The following is an 18,167-nucleotide window of genomic DNA, read 5'->3' on the forward strand; positions in this document are numbered from 1 at the left end:
TCTAGCTCAAGCGTTGCCGCACTGCATTGTTGCAGCGTGGAATTGCATCAATGCAGCCGGCGCAGCACCTGCGCGGCGAGCTTCGCATCGTCACCGACCGTGCCGACGACGACGATCCCGGTTGCGGTCGCGCGGCCGAGCAGCACGACCGGCGCGCCTTCGCCGAGGCCGCTGTCGATCGCGACTTCGGCGAGTGGCGCGCGGTCGGCCAGCGGCAGCGCGGGGGCGGCGTCCTCGGCGTCGGGCAGGCGAAGCGCGCGCTCGCTCGCGACGAGTCCCTTGATCCCGCCCTCCACGCGCTCCAGCGCGTGGGCGAGCGCGCCCTGGCCGATGCCGGTGCGCTGCGCCCAGGCGAGCACGGTGGCGGCCTCGGTCAGCCGCGTCTTGTCGTGATCCGCGCCGAACACGAGCTTGGCGATCGCGGTCATCGGCGCGCGCGTCTGAACACGGATATCGGCGGCGGCGAGCAGTTCGTCCAGCCGCGCCGGATCAGCGGCAGCGGCGAGCGCGACGTCATGCGCGCGGCCCAGCGCGCGGTATAGCGCGGCATGGCTGCGCAGTCGCGCGACCCGCGCCGCGGCGGCGCTGTCGCGCGCCGCGGCGAGCAGTTCGTCGAGCGTCACGGGGGCAATTTCTGGCTCCGGCAGCGGCGCGGCGGCGCACGGCCCGTCTGCCCAGACGCCGCCGGGCAATGGATCGTGACGCGGCGCACGGATCGCGGCGGCCAGCTCGGCATCGAGCCCGGCCTGATCGTCGGCGGGAACCAGCTCCTTCCAGTTGATGACGCCGTAGATATAGTCGATCGACTGCGCGTCCGAGGAAAAGGGCATCAGGATGCCGCGGTACATCGTGTTATGTCCGCGTGTGCCGGTGAACTCGGCCTCGAAGCCGATCGGCGCGCGATTCGCGATGATCTGCAGATAATGGTCGGTCAGTCGCGACAGCAGCGAGCGCGACGGCACGTCGGAGATGCGCGCGATCGACTGGTCGACCGCACATTCCTCGCGCAGTGCGCGGCCGATGAACTGGATTGCCGGATCCTCGACGCCGGCAGAGAAATCGAGCAGCACGCTGTGCGGCCCGAAATCGGCGATGCTTTCCGGTTCCAGATCGTCGATCGCCGGATATGGGCGACCGTGCAGCAGCGATACCCAGTGATTATAGGCACGTACCTGCATCCGGCGCTCATCGGAGCCGACCGGCGCCTGTGCTTCGCCAACGCCCCCCTCGGTGGGGTCGTCGTCCTGACGAAGATCGTCGTAGCCGCGTGCGCTGTCCATGCTCATCGTCCGTTCCGGCGAGCGGCCTGTCATTCGGCCGGATTCGCCCGACGCTTTTGCCGTGCGGATGGTAAAGACCGGGTAAAGCCGGTGAAGGCTTGTCAACGCGGATTCCCGCTGCTAAGCGCCTCCTCCACGACGTTTCCCACGCGGAGGCGCGTTGGCCGCTTTAGCTCAGCTGGTAGAGCATCGCATTCGTAATGCGGGGGTCACAGGTTCGAGTCCTGTAAGCGGCACCACCTTTATACATTGTCATCCGGGCATTTTGATCTCCCGCAGCTGTGGGAATGATCGGCTGGCTCCGGTGTCGTTCCGGTGCAGGGAGCCCGGAGTCAGTCGGTGTAGCTCGGCGATGATGCCGTTCAGGGCCGTTACCACGGTGAGAAATTCGCCGATCGGTTTCGGTCTGGCTGGCGGCGCGGTGCCCGATGAAGCCTTCCAGATCCCAGCGCGCCGCGCCTCGGTTGCGGACCGGGGTGGCGAGGCTGTGGCGCAGGGTCAGCATGGTGTTCCAGACGCGGTCGACGACCTGCACCGGCCGGCCATAGTAATTCACCAGCCATCCGCGGCAGACGCGCTCCTTCTCGGGCAGCGCCTGATATTCGTCCCACTCGGCTTGCAGCCATTCGTCCAGAAGAGGCATGACGGATAGCACCGGCCGGCGCTTCTTGTTCTGTGCGCGGCCGTGCGGGTTCAGGTCGATCGTGTCCGATCCAAGCGACCATTGTTGCCGCTCCCGCGCCACCGAAATGTCGCACACCGCACCCGGCCGCGCGATCGTGCAGATCGACGCCACGAGGAAGCACTGCAGGGATCCGCACCCCCGCCTCGCTGGCGAGATCGATCGACTTTTACGCGCGACCGAGGCCGACGTAGCAGCGGAGCGCATCGCGCACCGCGCCATGCGCATCGCTGCGGGGGCAGCCGCGCTCGCACGCCGGTGTTGCGCGATGGTTCCGATTGCTCACCCTCTCCAGCCTTTCGTCTCGGTTGTGAGCCGAGCCAAAGTAAGGGAGCTTCGCCGCATTTCAGGTGGATCGTGAACCTAATCGGCGATCCTCGTGCGGCGAACGTCGGTTCGATCGTCGCCGTTGAGTAACGCCCCGGCCAGTCACCACTGATCGTTAAGCTTCCAAAGGCGTAAGCAGTCGTTCATAGAGAAATGGGTCTGAGAAAGGCCGCTTCCAAAATGATGTGCTGTTCGATGCTGGCCATCGACCGAGTAGATGCCACCTTGTGTCCCGTCCAATCTTGCTCGATCGCTTCGAGACTCCAGCGACCGATATGAGCTTTGGCTGCTTCTTTAAATGCGCGTAGCCGGAAAGACCGTTATCCTCCCACTTTACCCTTCAGCAAATCCTTGATTTTTTCCGCTGCGTTCTCGATACTCTTTCCAACCCCCTTGATTACGCCATCAGCTTCCTTGGCGAGCTGCTTCGCCGCATCATCCGCCGCCTTTTGCGCGTTTTTGGCTGCCTTCTCCTGCTCTTTGGCAGCTTCCTCGGCTGCCTTTGTTGCTGCCTTTTCCGCGTCCTTGACCGCCTTTTCGGCCTCCTTCGAAGCCTTGTCGCGTGCGGCGCTATCCGCTTCGGCCGCCGCCTTCGCCGCTTCCCTCGCTGCTTGCTCCGCGTCCTTGTCGCGAGCCAGCTTGTCTGCCTCCTTTGCGGCCTTGTCGGCATTCGCCTTGGCGGCCTCGCTGGCGGCCTTGGTAGCGCGCTCGGCGGCGTCGGCTACGGCCTTCGCAGCAAGCTCCGCCTCGCGGGCGGCGGCTGCTGCGGCCTTGTCGGCGGCGTCCTTGGACGCGCGCTCTGCATCGCGTGCCGCCCTGGCCACCTGATCCGCAGCGTCTTTCGCCGCGTCGCGGGCCACCTTGTCCATCTTGACCTTTTCGGTCTCGTCCGCGGCGCGTGCCGCATCAGCGACCGCCTTCGCAGCATCGCGCGCAGCCTTGTCCGCGGCGGCGCGTGCGGCGGGGTCGTTGGCACGTCCGGCTTCGACTTCAAGCCGTGCGGCGATTTCCGACGCCATTCGCGCCGCCTCCTGCGCGGCGGCTTGCTGCGCTTGCTGAGTTGCAAGCATGGTCGCGGCGGCTTGTGCGGCCTGCGCCAGCCGCGTTGCCTCTGCGTCGTGTGCTGCAGCGGCTTGGGCCTGCGCCTGCGCCTGTGCGGCCGCCTGTGCGGAGGCACGCGCATTGGCTTCCATCTGCTGCTGCGCAAGCTTCGTCGCGACGCCCGCCTCGGCCTCCGCCTGGGCCTGTGCGCTGGCCGTCGCAAGACGTGCTGCTTCGGCCTGTGCGGCCTGCTCAGCGGCCGCAGCGGCGGCTCTGGCGGCCTGATCCGCCGCTGCGGCGGCTGCGATCCTTGCCGCGGCACTCTGCTCTTGCTCGGCCTGCGCGCGGGCAGCTGCGTCGGCGGCCTTTGCGCTGGCAGCAGCAGCGGCTGACGCATTGCGCTCCGCATCCAGTTTGGCCTGCGTCGCGGCCGCGGCGCTGACACTGGTCTTTTCGGCAGTTTCCGTGGCGGCAAGCGTGGCAGACTGTTTTTGAACGATCACCGCCGCCGCTTCCACAACGCGCGTCGTTGTGATCGCCGCTTCAGTGGCAAGCCGAGTGGCAGCGGCAACGCCCGCGACATCGCCGCCGACCGACCCGGACACGAGGCCGCCCGTCGTGGTCGTCAGCGACGCGGCGGGCGCGTAAACCGCCTGCGCCAACACCGGGGCTGGGCTGGCCACCTCCACGCTCTCGTTCGGTGCTGCGGTGGTTTCAACAGCCGCGACCTCGCTGCCTGACGCGCCAATGACCGGAGCGTCTACGTTCGACGCCGTGACCGCGATCGGCTCGCTGACCGGCGAGACGGATGGCGAGGCGCTCGCTGGTTCGCCGGAAGACGCAGGCGGCGCGGGCGGTGCCGCTTCCTCGGTTGCGGCTGCTGATGGCGACTCGATCACCCGGGAGCGGCCGTTGTCCTCGATCGTCATCCGCATCCGGTTCGATGCGGATATCATGGCCACCGCGCCGGGGGTCACCAGATCGTGCGCGCCACCGTCGAGCGTCGCAACGTCCACGGCCCCTTCGAGTACTTGGACCGCGGTGCCTTGATCGGAAACACCGACCGAGAAGGTCGTGCCCTTCACGACGGCGGCCAGATAGGGCGTCTTTACCTCAAAGTGTGGTGTCATCTTCTTCTTGATCATGAAGACGATGTTGCCGAACTCCTCCACCACGCGGGTCACCCCGGCCGCTTGTGCCTCGGCGGGCAGGCGCAGGCGCGACGATGGTGCGACCATCATGAACTCGGTGCCACGCACCAGCACCGCCCGCCCGCCGGGGCCGGTGGTTACCACGTCGCCAGCACTGACCGCCGTTCCGCGCGTCGCAATGGTGCTGACACCCGACCGCGCGATCGTCACTGCGCCGCTTGCTTCACTGATCGTCCAACCCGCAGGCGCCGCTAGTGCCGGGGCAGAACAGGTTGCCGCCAGCACGGCCAACAAGGTGCGACGCATGAATAGCTCCCCGGGTCAGGTCACAATCTTCCCGAACAGCGCTGCGCATGGCGGTGATAGTGTTTAAGGCCTTACACCGGACGTGGTTGAATTGATGGTAACCCTGCTTCTAACCCCCTCAACCAAATAACAATCTTTCGCCGGTTACTGCTCCGCTTCCTTCATCCGGATCGGATTGCATGACGCGCGTAACAAGATGGCCGCTGCTGGTGGCGCTGGCCTCACAAGGTGCGCAGGCGCAAACCGCGCTTGACCGAGCCGATCCGCGATTGATCGAGAAGACCTTGCCGGCAGCGGAGGTGCCGCAAGGCCCGATCGCGGCTCCGCACCCGGGACCGGCGGCAGCGGTGGCAGGCACGTCGTCAGCACTGACGCGGGCTGTGCGCGCAGTGATCGTTGAAGGGCGCGACCGGCTAGCACCGTCCCTATTTGCCGCTCCTATCACAGCGGTGATCGGGCAGCAGCTCGACCGCGATCAGGTCGCGGCGCTTGCCGGCGCTATCGCAGGTGTCGCGCGGGCGCAGGGCTATCCATTTGCCACCGCGCGTGTGCCGGCACAGGCACAAAGCGACGGCGTGCTGCGCGTGACGCTCGACCTTGGCAAAATCGATGCGGTACGCGTTGTCGGTGGTCGCAGCGCGACGGCGGATCGGATGCTCGGCCATGCGCTCGCCACCGGCCAGCCAGTGCGGCAAAAGCAGCTCGAGCGAGCGCTGTTGCTCGTTGGTGACGTGCCCGGCATCCGGGTCACCGACACTCGGCTGGTTCGACAGGATGGCTTCGGGATTCTGCTCGTCACGATCGAAACCGACCGGGCGTCAGGCTATGTCCAGATCGACAACCGTGGCAGCAAGGAAGTCGGCCCGATCCGCTCGACGGCGCTTGCGACCCTGCATTCGCTGCTCAACGACGGTGACGAGCTGGCCGTGATTGTGTCTCAGACACCGCTCCAGCCAAGCGAATTTGCGTTCGCACGGGCGCGTTATAGCTCCATCATCAGCGACGATGGTCTGGTTCTTTCGGCGTCCGGGTCACTTGCGCGAACGCGTCCCGGTGGCTTCCTGAGAACACTCGATGTTCGCGGTCGCAGCGCCGATGCGGCCGTCTCGCTGCAATATCCGCTCCTGCGGACCCGAACCCGTAGCCTGTTCGCGACCGCCGAGCTCCGCGCCCTGGGAACCGACCAGGACATCGCGCGGCGGCGGCTACGCAGTGATCGCATCGCAACCCTCACGGGGACGGTGGGCGGCAATATGGCGTTTGGCGGGGGAACGCTACGTGGCGAAGTCGCTGCACTCGCCGGACTTCCGCTCGCTGGCGTCACCCACGCCGGTTCGCTGCTCGGCTCGCGCTTCGACGGTGATGCGCGCTTCGTAGCCGGAACCTATTTGGTCGATTGGACAGTAAGGCTCGGCAAGCCGTTCAGCATGGTCATCGCCAGCGCCGGTCAGCTCGCCTCGCGTCCACTTCTTGCGGCGATGGAAATCGGCCTCGGCGGGCCGGCGTTCGGGCGCGGCTATGATTACGCCGAGCGGACCGGCGACCAAGGTGCGATGGGATCGCTCGAGTTGCGCGCCGACATCGGCCGAATCCCCGGTAGCGTCGTCGACCGCGGGCAGCTTTATACCTTTGTAGACGGGGGTGCGGTCGGCAATCTTGGCGGCGGCACCGGTGGAGGCAGTCTCGTCTCATCAGGTGTCGGATTGCGCATCGGCACTGGTCGATTCGACTGGATGGCGGAGGCCGCGCTGCCCTTGAGCGACGTGCGGTTTGACACCGGTGATCGACGTCCGCGTATCTCGCTGCGCGTCGCTCGCGCCTTCTGATGCGTCTGACCAGCAACGCACTGATCCTCCTTGCCGCTGCGCTTGTCGGCATGGCGGGGATGTTGCCTGACATCGGCGGCCCGATCATGCGTGCGCTGGAGCCTCTACGCTTCGCGATCCAATCGCACGCCGCTAGCCAGCAAGTCGCAATCGTCGAGATGGATGCACGCAGCGTCGCCGAGATCCGGCGCTGGCCCTGGCCGCGGCGTCATTACGCCGCGGTAGTTGATCAGCTGCGTGCGGCGGGCGCGGCGACTATCGTCTTCGACGTCGACTTCTCCAGCGCTTCTGAGCCGGATGATGATCGCGCCTTCGCCGCAGCGCTTAAGCGCGCCGAAGGCCTGGTAACCTTGCCGACGTTCGGTCAGCAGGCCGGGGCCGGTGATCGCCGCACGCTCGACGCCTTGCCGCTTGGCGCTTTTCGCGCGCATGCTGCGCTTGCTTCGGTCAGCTTCTCGCCGGATGTCGATGGGCTCGTTCGCTCGCTGCCGCTTGCCACGATCACCGCCGGAATCCCGCGACCTTCGCTGTCAGCTTATATAGCGGCGCGTGCTGGCGAGGCGGACGCCGAATACCCGGTCGACTTCTCGATAAATCCCGCAACGATCCCACGGCTGAGCTTTGTCGCGGTCGAGCACGGCGCATTCGATCCCGCATTGGTACGAGGACGTAACATCCTTGTCGGTGCAACCGCCATCGAGATGGGGGATCGCTACCCTGCGCCCCTTCGTGGTGTCCTGCCCGGCGTAATCATCCAGGCGCTAGGCGCCGAGACGCTGCTGCGCGGCGTGCCGGCGCGCGGCACGCCGCTGGCGACCGTCGCGCTGGCGATGCTGTTGTGCTTCCCAGGTGTCCGCGCGCGTCGCCGTGACGTGTCGGCCTGCATTTTCACGGCCGGGCTGATCACGCTGGCTATTGTGGTTCTGGCGGCGCAGCGTTGGCTGGCGATCCACTTTCCGCTCGGCCTTGGCTGGCTGATGCTGGCTACCGCGGGAGGCCTGTTTGCCGCTCGAGACATATTCCGTCGCTTCCGCAAGGGGCGGCTGCATGACGAAGCGACCGGGCTGCCCAATCAGCGAGCGATGGTTAGCGAGGGCGGCGGCCGGGGAGGGGTCGCGTGTGTCGTACAGCTCACCAATCTCGAAGAATTGTCTGCGGTGTTCGACGCCGCGCAGGTCGCGCAGGGCATCGTTCGTACCGCAGAGCGGCTGCGGCTCTGCAGCGCTTACGACATCGTCTATCGCATTCGCAGCCACCAGCTCGCGCTATTGATGCCGACCAACGAGATCGTCGAGGACGTGCTTGCGACCCTGCGCACCTTACTGCTCCAACCCGTGGAAATTGCGGGGCGTAAGGTCGATGTCGCCGTCGCGCTTGGCGTTGCCGACGACGGTGACATGGCCGCCGCAGCGTTGGCGGCCGGCGAGGCCGCCTCGGCCGGGGTATTCTGGCGTCGTGCAGCCCTGAACCGCCAACGCCTTGAGAATGCGGTATCGCTGATGGGTGAGCTCGACGCGGCGATCGCCGCGGGGCACATCGAGGTGCATTACCAGCCCAAGCTTGCGCTCGCGACCGATCGAATCGCCAGCGTCGAGGCGCTGGTGCGATGGCGACACCCCGATCACGGATTCGTATCGCCGGGTGCCTTCATTCCGCTGGCCGAACAGACGGACCGGATAGGACCACTAACCCTTCACGTCTTGGCACAGGTGATTGATGATGCCGCACAATGGCGCGCCTGCGGCCACGAGGTGACTGCAGCGGTCAACATTTCCGCCAAGCTGCTCGACTCTCCAGCGTTCATCGCCGCAGTGGACAAGCTGCTTGATAGCGCGCCGATTGCGCCCGACGGGTTGATCTTCGAGGTTACCGAGTCTGCTGCAATGTCGGATCCGGCCACCGCGACAGCAACGCTGCGTCATTTCCGCACCCGCGGGGTGGCCATTTCAATGGACGATTACGGCACCGGGCAATCGACGCTCAGCTACCTTCGAGAATTGCCACTGAGCGAGCTCAAGATCGATCGCAGCTTCGTGCAATACGCTCATGAGCGCGAAAGCGATGCCAAGCTTGTCTGCTCCACCATTGATCTCGCTCACGCACTGGGCCTGAAGGTGGTTGCCGAGGGGATTGAGGATGCCGAGAATTTAGCGTTTCTTCGCTCCGTCTCGTGCGACTATGCACAAGGCTATTTCATCGATCGGCCGATGCCGTTTGACGCTCTCGTCAGACGCTTGAACGATCGGATCGAGCCTGATCGGCTGGCGGTGCAGCTCGGGTAAGAGGATCGGCGCTACACTTTCAGACGGTCGAGCTGAGAATGATCGAACGCTATCCTGAAGGTCGGGAAAACTGGTCGACGAATACATAGCTGCCGGGGAAGCGCCGGTGCGGATCACCGGGCACCTGCGACCGGACCCGGATGGTGCATCGCCGACTCCCGGTATGTCGGTGACCGGACGCCGGGTAGTAGCGGGCGGGAACGGGGCCGCCTTCGCCCGTCACCTCCAGCGTCCACTTGTCGCCCGGATGGTGCCAGCGGGCACGCCCGGTCGCCAGCGCGCGATCCCATGCCGGCGAGGCCAGGCCAGGCGGCAAATCACCCGGTCTGGCTTCGACCACCGGATGGAGCGCGGCATCGATGCCGGTGTAGAACACCAGCGCCGACCCGGTGAGGCCCAGCGCCGCAAACAGCAGTCCCAGGCTTAACCCCAGCCACAGATGGACGCAGCGTACGAAGATGCGCGCGCGTCGCTGCCGATCGGCGGTGCGCGGCCATCAGAACCGCGTCGCCAGCGCCACCTCAAACGACCGCGGCGCGCCGATATAGACGTTGGTGGTCGGATAGCCGGAATATTCGCCGTAGAAGGCGTCAGTCAGATTCCGACCACGAAGCGTCAGAGTTGCTTGTGGTGCGACCGGGAACGAGAGGCTGGCATCCAGCACGGTGTGCCCGGCAACCCGGATCGTATTGGCCGTATCGGTGTAGAAGGCGCTGGCGTGACGCAGGAAGCCGGCCACCGTCACCTTATCGGCGATGGTATAGAGCGCCGAAGCGTTCACGGTGGTCGAGGGGATGTTAATCGGGCGGTTGCCGCTCCGGTCCATCCGCACGCCCCCCACCAGCTCGGACAAGTCGTCATATTGCGCGTCGGCGTAGGATACGCCGCCTGACAGGCGCAGCGCTTTCGCCGGCGAGACAACGGCCGACAGTTCGACGCCTTGCGACGACTGCCGCCCGCCCTGCACCGTCAGCGTCGGGTTGCTCGGATCGCGGGTCAGGATGTCGCGCTGCTCGATACGGTAGGCCGCGCCGGTGACGCTCGCCCGCCCGCCCCATGCGGTCGCCTTGAACCCGGCCTCGTAGGCGTGGCCCTTGGTCAACCGGAAGCGGCTGTTGGCGATCGAGGCCAGCAGGATGGAGGACACCGGCGATACCGCCGTCGTATATTGCGCGTAGAGCGTCAGGCCTGGTGTCACGTCCCACGTCGTGCCCGCCCGCCATGATACGGGATCGAAGGTCGGGCTGTTGCGATCGGTCGCGCCGGTCGCGTTCTGGATCGTCGTCCGATCGAGCGCGATGTGGTCCCAACGCACCCCGCCCACCAGCAACCACTTGGGCGTCAGGTTCAGCGCATCCTCCGCGAACACGGATGTCTGCTTCAGCTTGGAGTCGAAGGTGACGTTGGTGGTGGTGAAGATCGCCGTGCCTGTCGGCCGCGGCACGACGGCGGGATCCCGTACATCCACGGCGGGCAGCGCCGTCACCGGGGCCTGTTGCCGCAGGCTGGTGAAGTCGGTGGCGTTATGCTCGATCCCTAAGCTGAAGCGGTTGCGCAGCCCCGCGATCCGGCTCTCGTTGCCGACGACCCCCCGCGCGTTCCAGAACTGGTGATCGTGACGGAAATCCTGATAGCTCTGGCGGAAGCTGCCGTTGGGGAAGACCGCAGTGGGTGCGACGAAGGTCTGACTGTCCGCCAGCAGGAACTGGCGATTGGCGGTGTAGCCGGTCAGGTCAAGCGCGAAGGTCCACCCACTGCCGATCGACCAGTCGAGCCGCGAGCGCGCCGTCGTCTCGTCGGCACCGGAATAGGCACCTTGGGGGTTGTAGTTGCGCCGGCGTAAACCGCGATCCGCAACCAGGCCATTCGCCGTCGTGACGGCATCGGTCGGGCGTAGCGCATATTGGCCGGGGAGCAGTGGCAAGCCCTGATAGGTGGCGTCGTAGCTATCCTCGAAATGATCGATCGCGACGAGCAGCGACAGGCGATCACTCGGCTTCCATAGCGCGCTCGCGGTCAGCCCGGCCGAGAAGGTGTCGTTGTTGTCCACGTCGTAGAGGCTGTTCGATCGCTGGTAACTGGCGTCCGCCCGCACCGCGATCGTGGACGATACCGGCAGGTTGACCCCGCCGGCCGCGAACACCGTGTCAAAGCTGCCGACCGACAGCAGCGTGTCGAGGTGGCGTTCTCCCAAGACCGGCTTGCGCGTCACCTTGTTGATGACGCCGGCGAGGGCGCCTTCGCCGTAGAGAACCGAGGCCGGCCCCTTCAGCACCTCGATCCGGTCGTAGTGCCAGTTGTTGCTATCGCGCTGAACGACGGTCGAGGTCGAAATCCGCACGCCGTCCTGAAGGATCGACACGGTGTTGCCGGCGAAGCCGCGCAAGCTGACGACGGCCGGATTGCCCGGCACGTTGCCGGCGATGGCACCCACCACGTCGTTGAACGTCTCGCGCGCGGTGCGAAGGCCGCGAACCTGGAGATCGTCCTGTGTCAGCACTTCGACGCTCGCTGGCGTCTCCCGGATCGACAATCGGAGGCGGCTGCTCGCCTGTGCCTGCTTGTCGAGCTTCAGCGGATCGCGTTGGCCGGTGACAACGATCGTCGCATCGGTGCGGTCGTCTGTGGCGTCGCGATTTTGTGCCGCGGCCGGGACGGTCAGCAACAGGCAGGGCGCGGCTGCGCCCACCAAAATATGTGTTCGAAGCATGGGAATACCTTTGACCGGCCCGACGCCGAGAGCGCGGGCCGCAGTTCATGGTCGCGCCGAACGAAGCAGCGCGGGATGACAGGTCAGAGGTAGGCCGGTGGTCCCCGCAGCGGAGGGCGCAGATAGGCCGGGCGTGAGGTAGCCGGCGGAACGGTCGCGATCCGGCCAAGGGCCAGTATGAAGACGATCAGCGCGGCGAGCTGGACGGGATCGATCGACCCAAGCATCGCGGCCGACAGTCCCGAGAACGCGCAGGGCATTTCTGCCTTGCCGTGATCCTTCGACTTGCCGTGATCGGGCATATCGCCGTGCATCCCCGGCATGTCCATCGTCATGGTCGCGGGACCGAAGCCGGAGCAGATCGTGACGATCATGCGGCCATGATCGTTGTCGATCATATAGCCGGTGGGGACCAGCAGCTTCAGCAGCAGCGTCGCCGCGCACAGCAGCACGGCAAATTGGCGTTGCGCGAGAAGTTGCCGGACGGCCTGCACGGAGGCTAACTAGCTGTGCATATCGGCACTGTCACTGAGGCAATCGGTCTCACGGTCGTTTCTCAAAAGGCCTCCAGCAAATGGGCTTTGGGAAGCCAGTCGTATTTTCAAAATTCGATCCTTGTGAGAACGCCACAACCGTCTCGCCCGCCGTTTCCATTTGGGAATTGTCCTTCAGTCGTTCCGACATCAAGCGATGCGGCGTAGCTCGTCCAGAAGCGCTTGAAACGCTGACGTCGGATGCCGACGATCAGGATAGTAGAGATGGTAGCCCGCGAACGGCGGGCACCACGGGTCCAATATCCGAACGAGGCGACCGCCCAGGACATGCGGAGCGGCGAACCCATCCTTCACGATGTCGGTCAGTCGGCCGTCGACGACAATCTCGGCGTGGATGTCGGGATAGTGCGACGTTAGCCGGTTCATCGCCCACCAGATGCCGGGACTAAACACCTAGGGTACCGCCCCCCGGCCCCGGAAGCGGCGACACAGCCATTACCGGCCTCCGCTTCCGCTTCGCTCAACCTACGCCCGGCAATGGCGGCTGGGACGACAATGCACTAACTAACAACCCGGAGCATCCGGTGGGGGCTGCTTGAATGGCGCTGTGGAGTGACTCAGCAGCGATCCACGGGTATATTCTTGCTGGTAGCACGGATCGGTGGCGTGGCGGGTGGTGACAGCGACTTCTCATTATGTAGTCTTCGTCGTCGAGGATGACGACGACATGCGCGAGGCAATTAAAACCTTGCTGCAGATGTGCGGGCACCAGGTCTGCACCTATCCGAACGGCGTTGCGCTGCTGGCCGACCTGAACCGATCCCATGCCGGGTGCATCGTCATGGACGTACGGATGCCAGAGGTCGACGGCCTCGCCTTCCAGCGCCGCCTGACCGAAGCAGCGATCGCGCTGCCGGTCATTATGATGTCCGGCTATGCCGATGTCGCGCTCAGCGTGAAGGCGATGCGGCAGGGCGCCTTCATGTTTCTAACCAAGCCGTTCCGCGATCAGGATCTGCTGGATGCGGTCAGCGATGCGATGGACAGCGAGCGTGCCGCGCATCCGCGGCGGATCGAAGGTCTGGCGGCGCGCGCCGCGTTCGACGAGCTGAGCCCGCGCGAGCAACAGATCATGACCGAGATGACGCACGGCGAACCCAATAAACTGATCGCGGCGCGGCTGGAGCTGAGCGAGGCGATGGTGAAGGTGATCCGCGCCCGCATCATGCGCAAGATGCGCGCCGCCTCGCTGCCGGCATTGACGCGGCTGGCCGAACGCCACGGTCTTTGCTGATCCGCGGGCCGAAGCTCGGGCGCCCCGATCGGTGGCTCGTCGCCGGCGTCGCGATCGTGGTGGCGCAACTGCTCGCCGCGTCATGGGCCGAGCCGTTCGTCGACACTATCTCGGCGGGGATGGCGCTGCTGGCAATCCTTTGCGCCGCCCGTACGATCCGCCTAACCCCCGCGGTCGGCGTTCCCGATCGCTGGCGGTGGCAGGCGGGAAGCTTCGCATGGCTGCTATGGGCCGCACAGTGGATCGCCAATGCGGTGCAGGACAGTTTGCTGCGCCACGATCAATTGTTGGCGAAGGGCTTGTCGGAGGCGCGACTGGCGGTGCTGGTCTTCACGCTGATGCCGCTCGCCGCGCCCGGCGACGATCGCCGGCTGCGGTGGCTCGATGCGATCTTCGCGCTGGCCTTTGCGGTGCTGATGACAATCCTGTCGTGGCCGGACCTGTTCGATGCTGATCCGAAAGGGCCGGACAACACTTTCCTGTACCTCGGCTATGTCGCGATGGCGGTCTTCGCCGGGCTCAGCGTGGTCGGCAACCCTGCGCGACCGCTCCGCCACATGTCGCGCGCTTTGTTCGTCACCCTGTCGACCTATGCCGTCGTCGGTATTACAAGCCGCGAGTTGATCGAACATGGCTGGGTTGGGATGGATGCGCCGGTCTTCGCTTACGGCGACCTGCCGTTCCTTGCCTATCTGTGGCTGATCGGACGGGCGACGCCGGATGGCGAGCGCGACGCGCCCGAATACCGGCTGGTGCTGCTCGCGCGGCTCGTGCCGCTGGCGGTGACGATCCTTATCGTCGCCTTGTCGTTCATCGTCGCCTGTTCGCTGCCCGGCAATGCGCTACTTGCCGGGACCATGGCGCTGGCGATCCTCGTCGTCTATGCCGCGCGCGCCGCGCTGATCGAGGCATTGCATCACCAGCATCGCGAAGCCGCCTTTGTCCGCGAGCATGCGCGCGCCGCCGGGCTGACCGACCTGATGCACGAACTGCGCTCGCCGCTCGGCGCGATCGCGCTGAACGCCTCCATCGTGCGGCGCACGGTCGGCGCGCAGCCGGCGCTCGACCGCGCCGCGGTCGCAATCGAAAGCGGGTGCATGACGATCTCGCACCTGCTCGACGACGTGCTCGCGCTCGAACGGCTGGAGGCCGGGCTGACGCCGCTCGCGATCACGCGCCACGATCTCGCTGCTCTATTGCGGGAGGTGGTGGCGATGCTGGCCGCCGAGGCGGAGGAATATGGCGTCACGCTGACCGCACATCTGGTTGCGGCGGAGGTCGCGGTCGACGCGGCGGCCGTGCGTCGGATTTTGACGAACCTGATCGACAACGCGCTGCGCTTCACGCCGCGCGGCGGGCGGGTCACGCTATCCTTGACCTACGGCCACCGCCAGTATCAGCTGACGGTGGCCGATACCGGGACGGGCCTGCCGCCCGAGGTGCGCGCGGCACCGTTCCGCCGCTTCGCCTCCGTCGCGCGACCGCTCAATGGGCGGCGGGGGTCGGGATTGGGGCTCGCCATCACCCACGCGCTGGTGCAAACGATCGGCGGCACGATCACCGTCGACCCGCCCGCGCGCGACGGCGGCACCACCTTTCGCCTGCTCCTGCCCGCTGCCTAGCCGTTATACCAAGGTATAATTGCGTTAGACCACAGCACCGGTTGCCAAGTTAACACCTGTTACACCATCATGATGTCCAGACGCTCGATGCCACGGGGGAACGAGCGACAACACACGACCGGACACGGTGGATTACGCATCGTGCGGGCTGATGCCGCACAGTGATCGCCCGCGCGTGCCTGTCGAATGGGGAAGGAACCTCATCGTGGCCGTCTCTTCACGACCTGCTACCGCCTTGACCGACGATCTGCTCGCTTCGGTCCGTAGTGCCGACACGCCGTTCCAGACGCGGATCGGCAAGGCGCACGACATATCGGTCGGGTTTACGACGGCATTGCAGGACTTCCCGGATCAGGCAGGTAGCTATGCCGGTGGCGGTATGTCGGCCTTCCTGGCGGGGAGCGCCGCGCTGCAGGGGCCGACCGCGCCGAGCTACAGCCCGCTGGCGCTGCGCGCCGGGACCAACAATCGCGCGATCGCGGCCGGCATCGAGGATCCGATCGCCGCCAAGCAATGGCACCTGGGCTATCTGGGTGACATGATGAAGATCTGGCAGGACTTCGATGGCAGCGGCGTCAGCTTCGGCATCTACGATTCGGGCATTGATAAGCGGCTCGACGCCTGGGGCGACCGGTACGACGCCAGCAAGGAAGTGGTGGTCAACGGCAAGACCTATGACGGCGACTATACGCCACTCTCGGGACCGCACGGCACTGCGGTCGCGGGCCTGATCGCGGCGGGTCGCGACGGTGACGACACGATCGGCGTCGCATACAATGCGACGATCACCGGCGTGAACATCTTCGATCCCTATTCGGGCGGCGGGCGCAAGGCCGGAATCTACGTCAACGCCGACGACAATACCGCCTTCTTCGATGCGCTTGCGCAGTGGAAGGATTTCGATGTCGTCAACAACAGCTGGGGGCCCAGCACGCCGTCACACGGCCCGAACGACAATCGCCTTTATCAGGGTTCGTTCGCTTACGGCATGGCGCAGTCGTTCAAGATGGCCACCGACGAAGGGCGCAACGGGCTCGGCACGCTGGTGGTCAATGCGGCGGGCAATTACGGCATGGTGCGCAACAGCACCGCGATGCTCTACGCCGTCGACGGCGCGCTCGATTCGGCGAGCACCGACCGGCACGTCATTGCCGTAGCCGCCTATCGCCAGATCGATGGCAACGCCGCCTCCTATTCGACCCGCGGCGCGCACCTGCTCATCAGCGCGCCGTCCAGCGACTATGCCGAACTGGGCAGCAGCGGCGTCTGGACCGCCGACCTGAAGGGCAAGGAAGGTTACAACACCGAGGCCGACCCCAGCGGCAAGCTCGATTACACAGACAGCTTCGGCGGCACCTCGGCCGCGGCACCGATCCTCAGCGGCGTCATCGGACTGATGCTCGACGCCAACGCCGGTCTCGGCTGGCGCGACGTCAAGAACATCCTCGCCACGTCGGCCGTCATGCCGGTCGACTTCAACACCGGCGAAACCGCCCTCACCTATAATGGCATTCGCTATTACCTGAACGAAGACCGTTTTCACCTGACCGGTGACGGCAGCGCGGCCCGCATCAACGGCGGCGGTTATCACTTCAGCACCGATTACGGCTATGGCGCCGTCGACGCCTTCAGCGCGGTGCGGATGGCTGAAGTCTGGTCGCTGTTCGGCCCGGCGAAGACCTCGGCGAACGAAAAGGTCTATACCGCCGGCGGCACCTTCAACCGCATCATCCCCGATGCCGAATATAGCAACGGCGGCATCGCGACCAAGCCGATGGTCTTCAACATTGGTGTCGGCAAGGATGTCGATATCGAGCATCTCGATCTGCGCTTCACCTATACGACGCAGGCGAACGGCTACGACGATTTCGATTATTCCGCCGCCTTCCGCATCACGATCCGGTCGCCCGACGGCACCACCTATCAGTCGTCGCTCGACGGGATCGGCTATGCCTATGGCGAAAACAACACGCTCATCACCGAAGCGGTCGGCTTCGCCGGCTTCCGCGGAGAATCATCGGGCGGCAACTGGACGATCACGTTCGAGGACGTGACGCCCGGATCGGTCTCGATCGTCAAGGACATGCGGCTCGAATTCTCGGGCAGCGAGCTGACCCGCAACAACGTCTACCATTACACGCAGGAATTTGTGACGATGTCCGCGATCGACGGTCAGTCGGGACGGTCGCAACTGCTGGACAACAATGGCGGCGAGGACTGGCTGGACATGGCGGCGATGACCGACCGGGTCGAGCTGAACCTGTCCGGTGGCAAGGTCTATTTCGGCAATCCCGGCTGGGGCGACAATCCCGGCGCACTGACCCTGATGAACGGCAGCATCGAGAATGTCGTCTCGGGTGACGGCAACGACTATCTGATCGGCAGCTCGCGCGCCAACAAGATGTACGGGATGCGGGGCAACGATCGCATTCTCGGCATGGACGGCGACGACATCATCAGTGGCGGCCAGGGCAACGACATCCTGGACGGCGGCAACGGCGCGGACACGTTCGTCTTCAACATGGCGGAAGACACAGGACGCGACAGCATCAGGAACTTCGAGGCAAAGGATCGCCTCGCCTTCGATCAGAAGCTTGCAGATCCCGATGGCGACGGAAAGATCAACCTCGATATCTATGGGCTTTATGGCTTCTACAGCGTGTTGCGGCTCGACGATCGCCTGAACGGCGACCGCATCACATTCGAGAACATCAAGATGAACGCGCTCTACCTGATCGAGGAAAAGGACGGTATGTTCATCTACGGCATGAACGCCCCGGCGAAGACTGCCGCACCGACTCTCGACCTCGGCACCGCCCATGCCGAACCGGCGGTGTGGACGACCGGTTTTGACGCCGCGCACCTGCATCAGACGAGCCTGTTCATCGCCTGATCGTGGCGGTCACCTTCTGACGTCACAGTGGCGATCACGCGTGGCGCAGGTCGGGTCGTTTTGATGTCCTGGGAACCTATTTGGCCGGTCGGTTAGGTGAAGACGCCAGCCGACGAGACCGCATCTATGAGAGGAACTGATTGGCCAGGTCGAAACAGGGGAAGGGAGGGGAGGCCGCACGCCGAGGGCAGACCTTCAGTCTACGCCCACATCGAGATCTCTCTCTCCCCTGTGATTCGAGCATACGAAGCCGTCTGCA

At 65.3% G+C, this 18,167-nt stretch carries 10 protein-coding genes, 1 tRNA gene and 1 pseudogene; 7 read left to right on the forward strand and 5 right to left on the reverse strand.

Annotated features, from left to right (window positions below; translation table 11 throughout):
* Nucleotides 1-47 precede the first annotated feature (47 nt).
* On the reverse strand, nt 48-1,280 hold the full coding sequence (locus ACI2JO_RS12025; protein ID WP_404721147.1) for a hypothetical protein: 1,233 nt from the start codon (nt 1,278-1,280) through the stop codon (nt 48-50).
* Between the two features lie 163 nt (nt 1,281-1,443).
* Between ACI2JO_RS12025 and ACI2JO_RS12030 the strand changes: the two genes are divergently transcribed.
* Nucleotides 1,444-1,519, forward strand: a tRNA-Thr gene (locus ACI2JO_RS12030).
* A 1,090-nt stretch (nt 1,520-2,609) separates the two neighbouring features.
* Here the strand turns inward: ACI2JO_RS12030 and ACI2JO_RS12035 are convergent.
* On the reverse strand, nt 2,610-4,787 hold the full coding sequence (locus ACI2JO_RS12035) for a FecR domain-containing protein (RefSeq protein WP_404720938.1): 2,178 nt from the start codon (nt 4,785-4,787) through the stop codon (nt 2,610-2,612).
* A 179-nt stretch (nt 4,788-4,966) separates the two neighbouring features.
* Here ACI2JO_RS12035 and ACI2JO_RS12040 point away from each other — a divergent pair, with 179 nt between their 5' ends.
* Both ACI2JO_RS12040 and ACI2JO_RS12045 read left to right on the forward strand, forming a co-directional pair.
* Nucleotides 4,967-6,613, forward strand: a complete 1,647-nt coding sequence (locus ACI2JO_RS12040) for a ShlB/FhaC/HecB family hemolysin secretion/activation protein (RefSeq protein WP_404720939.1) — start codon at nt 4,967-4,969, stop codon at nt 6,611-6,613.
* A gap of 158 nt (nt 6,614-6,771) precedes the next feature.
* Nucleotides 6,772-8,895 (forward strand): EAL domain-containing protein, encoded by a 2,124-nt coding sequence (locus ACI2JO_RS12045; protein ID WP_404721148.1) that lies wholly within the window; start codon nt 6,772-6,774, stop codon nt 8,893-8,895.
* A 49-nt stretch (nt 8,896-8,944) separates the two neighbouring features.
* On the opposite strand, the gene ACI2JO_RS12050 is transcribed toward ACI2JO_RS12045, so the two are convergent.
* From ACI2JO_RS12050 to ACI2JO_RS12060, 3 genes are all read right to left on the reverse strand, one after another.
* The gene (locus tag ACI2JO_RS12050) at nt 8,945-9,355 is read right to left on the reverse strand and encodes a PepSY domain-containing protein (protein WP_404721149.1); all 411 of its coding nucleotides are present in this window, start codon (nt 9,353-9,355) and stop codon (nt 8,945-8,947) included.
* A gap of 36 nt (nt 9,356-9,391) precedes the next feature.
* On the reverse strand, nt 9,392-11,605 hold the full coding sequence (locus tag ACI2JO_RS12055) for a TonB-dependent receptor (protein WP_404720940.1): 2,214 nt from the start codon (nt 11,603-11,605) through the stop codon (nt 9,392-9,394).
* Nucleotides 11,606-11,688: 83 nt separating this feature from the next.
* Nucleotides 11,689-12,099, reverse strand: coding sequence for a DUF2946 family protein (locus tag ACI2JO_RS12060; protein ID WP_404720941.1), 411 nt, complete (start codon nt 12,097-12,099; stop codon nt 11,689-11,691).
* 453 nt (nt 12,100-12,552) lie between these two features.
* On the opposite strand from ACI2JO_RS12060, the pseudogene ACI2JO_RS12065 reads away from it, so the two are divergent.
* From ACI2JO_RS12065 to ACI2JO_RS12080, 4 genes and pseudogenes are all read left to right on the forward strand, one after another.
* Nucleotides 12,553-12,663 (forward strand): annotated as a pseudogene (locus ACI2JO_RS12065) (integrase catalytic subunit); the annotation flags it as partial.
* A gap of 112 nt (nt 12,664-12,775) precedes the next feature.
* The gene (locus ACI2JO_RS12070; protein WP_404720942.1) at nt 12,776-13,393 is read left to right on the forward strand and encodes a response regulator transcription factor; all 618 of its coding nucleotides are present in this window, start codon (nt 12,776-12,778) and stop codon (nt 13,391-13,393) included.
* Nucleotides 13,387-15,015: a sensor histidine kinase gene (locus ACI2JO_RS12075; RefSeq protein ID WP_404720943.1), complete on the forward strand. Its 1,629-nt coding sequence runs from the start codon at nt 13,387-13,389 to the stop codon at nt 15,013-15,015. The genes ACI2JO_RS12070 and ACI2JO_RS12075 overlap by 7 nt, the downstream gene beginning before the upstream one ends.
* A 205-nt stretch (nt 15,016-15,220) precedes the next feature.
* Nucleotides 15,221-17,908, forward strand: coding sequence for a S8 family serine peptidase (locus ACI2JO_RS12080; protein ID WP_404720944.1), 2,688 nt, complete (start codon nt 15,221-15,223; stop codon nt 17,906-17,908).
* The last annotated feature ends 259 nt before the right edge of the window (nt 17,909-18,167 follow it).

The organism is Sphingomonas sp. NPDC079357 (genome assembly GCF_044901155.1).
Lineage (GTDB): Bacteria > Pseudomonadota > Alphaproteobacteria > Sphingomonadales > Sphingomonadaceae > Sphingomonas.